This is a genomic window from Halorubrum sp. SP3 (assembly GCF_005435195.1).
Lineage (GTDB): Archaea > Halobacteriota > Halobacteria > Halobacteriales > Haloferacaceae > Halorubrum > Halorubrum sodomense.
Genome location: NZ_SGTU01000062.1, coordinates 1 through 2108, shown reverse-complemented (window position 1 = coordinate 2108; position 2108 = coordinate 1). Strand labels below are relative to the sequence as shown.

Annotated in this window: 4 protein-coding genes; 2 read left to right on the top strand and 2 right to left on the bottom strand. The window is 53.6% G+C overall.

All coding sequences use genetic code 11. From position 1 onward, the window contains the following. A partial coding sequence (locus tag EXE42_RS19615) for a hypothetical protein (protein ID WP_206750723.1) occupies positions 1–227 on the bottom strand: 227 nt, incomplete at its 3' end. Between the two features lie 89 nt (positions 228–316). Then, positions 317–475, bottom strand: coding sequence for a hypothetical protein (locus tag EXE42_RS18655; protein ID WP_158293448.1), 159 nt, complete (start codon positions 473–475; stop codon positions 317–319). A gap of 388 nt (positions 476–863) precedes the next feature. On the opposite strand from EXE42_RS18655, the gene EXE42_RS15215 reads away from it, so the two are divergent. Further along, positions 864–1745, top strand: coding sequence for a ParA family protein (locus EXE42_RS15215; protein ID WP_137706877.1), 882 nt, complete (start codon positions 864–866; stop codon positions 1743–1745). Then, a partial coding sequence (locus EXE42_RS15210) for a hypothetical protein (RefSeq protein ID WP_137706876.1) occupies positions 1745–2108 on the top strand: 364 nt, incomplete at its 3' end. The genes EXE42_RS15215 and EXE42_RS15210, both read left to right, overlap by 1 nt.

The following is a 2108-nucleotide window of genomic DNA, read 5'->3' as shown; positions in this document are numbered from 1 at the left end:
TAAACATCGATCTGGAACGCCCGATCGCCATCGATATCAAAGAAAATCGATGTGGAACTGTCCTCAATAGTGTAGATTTCGAGTGTCGTGTTCGGGTTGTCGAGGTTGCTGATTGGACCCTGGGTCGTCGATACAATACCATGGTAGTTGCCAGCCTTGGTGACCTTACAAGCAACAGTGTTAGAATCTAGTAGGAGCTCATCAGCGAGGCGCTCTCGAAAAGCCACTTCATCCTGGTCACGACTGTCGCGGAATGCTTCTGCTAATACGGGGAGTACGACAGCAGCGAATTCATTCGAGTCGATCTCTTCTTCGGCTAGCGCTTATACACTTCGGCACGCCGTTGTTCGCCAAGCCCGTACTCGATAACATCCATCGTTGAGCGTGGCTCAACACGACTAGAGATGATTGACCGCCATGTGCGGTCGAGGGTTTCGAGATCCCCCGCCCACTCTGGATGGTCGTCGTTGCTCACTACCAGACACCATCTCTGGCATTGGTGTTAATTGTGTCCCGGCAAGATCAGAGTGTTCAGTAGGTCACAACGCGCCGCGGGCCAACTCCGTCTATTGGCGGAGTGGTATCCTGTCGCAACGCTGGAGAGGCACATGTACAATTAAGACTAGACCGGGAGGCTCGAAGTGACACTCAAGAGTGCTCAATATCGCGGCAGAAGACGACATCTACTGCCAGAGTGAGATGAGCCTCTTGGACCGGTGTGTTGTGAAACCACCTCAGGAATATTTCTTATACTTCAATCTTAGATCACTAACTTAGATAACTATCTTAGCAAACTAAGATGGACAACATACATAGACATGTGTCTGACGTACGTTTATGTGCTTAGTCTCTGATCTTAAGATATGCTCTCGTACACGGTCTACAGCGAGGCTGGCGGCGTTGGCAAAACGTCGTTGACAGCAAACATCGCGTGTGCGCATGCCCGGGCTGGACTAGATGTACTCGTGATCCCGCTTGACCCACAAGACGGGAATCTGAGTCGGCTATTTGATGTCGACGACGATCGGAGTGATTCGTCCGCCGACAGTCTTGTCCGGCATCTCGTCGATAATCCAGGTGGCGATTTTGATGATCTGATTCGAACAGCAGAGGGCATCGATATCATTCCAGAACACAACACGCTCTCAGACCTCTCGGACCACCTGGCACGCGAGAAGAGCCGCGCAGAGGACTTTGGCGATGCGTACAACATCTATGCGCAGCTCCGGCGTGTGCTCGCTGAAAACGATATCCCTGACCGATATGACGTTCTCATCTGTGACCCGCCAGCAACAGAGTCAGATCACCTCTATAACGCAATTTACGCGACGCGAAACCTCCTCATTCCCTTTGAGCCGTCGGCGAAGGGAGAAGCATCTGTTGAGGGCCTAGAAGAGCTGGCGACGAACTTCGCGAACGAATTGAATATTGACGTCGGCGTCCTTGGTGCGGTCCCGATTGAGTTCAAGGGGACGAAAGACCAGAACGAGATCGTCGAAGAGGTGCCGTTCGAGGTGCCTGAGGTTATCGGCGATCGGACATCGATGATGGAAGGCTGTTGGCGACACCAGTGTAGTGCGTTCGAATTCGTACGAACGCACCGGAGTCGGCGTCGAGATTACGAGGTTGAGACACTGGCCAAGTTCGACCAAATTGCTCGGTTCCTTGAGACGCAGGGCGGAATTACTGCGCCATCACCGCCTGAACCGGGCGCATTGGATGATCCTGAGGAGGTGACTGTCTGATGGGGGGATTCAAAGAAGGCACTGTCAACGGATGGGACGATGAGGAAGAAGAAAGTGATGACGGCGGGCCTGAGTTCGAGGAGGAGACCGTAGATAATGAGGCCGGCAGCCCGGAGGAGCGATCCACCGAAGTGGAGATCGAGACCGGAGCTGACGATACAGTTGAAAGCGGTACGAACAGCACTTCAGCGAGAGAGATCCCCTGGGTTCTCCGGCGAAATAGCATCACTGACGGCCGCGACCAGACGGTCCAGCTTCACCTCCAAGAAGAGACGATGAACGTCCAGCGGAAACAGAAGTCGCTCATCGAGGCGCGACTTGGGGAGAGCGTTCGAAAAGCCGATCTCCGGGAGGCTGCGTTAT

Bases quoted from the DNA above. Each gene is read 5' to 3' on its own strand.
- EXE42_RS15215 (WP_137706877.1), top strand. From the start codon at position 864: ATGCTCTCGTACACGGTCTACAGCGAGGCTGGCGGCGTTGGCAAAACG.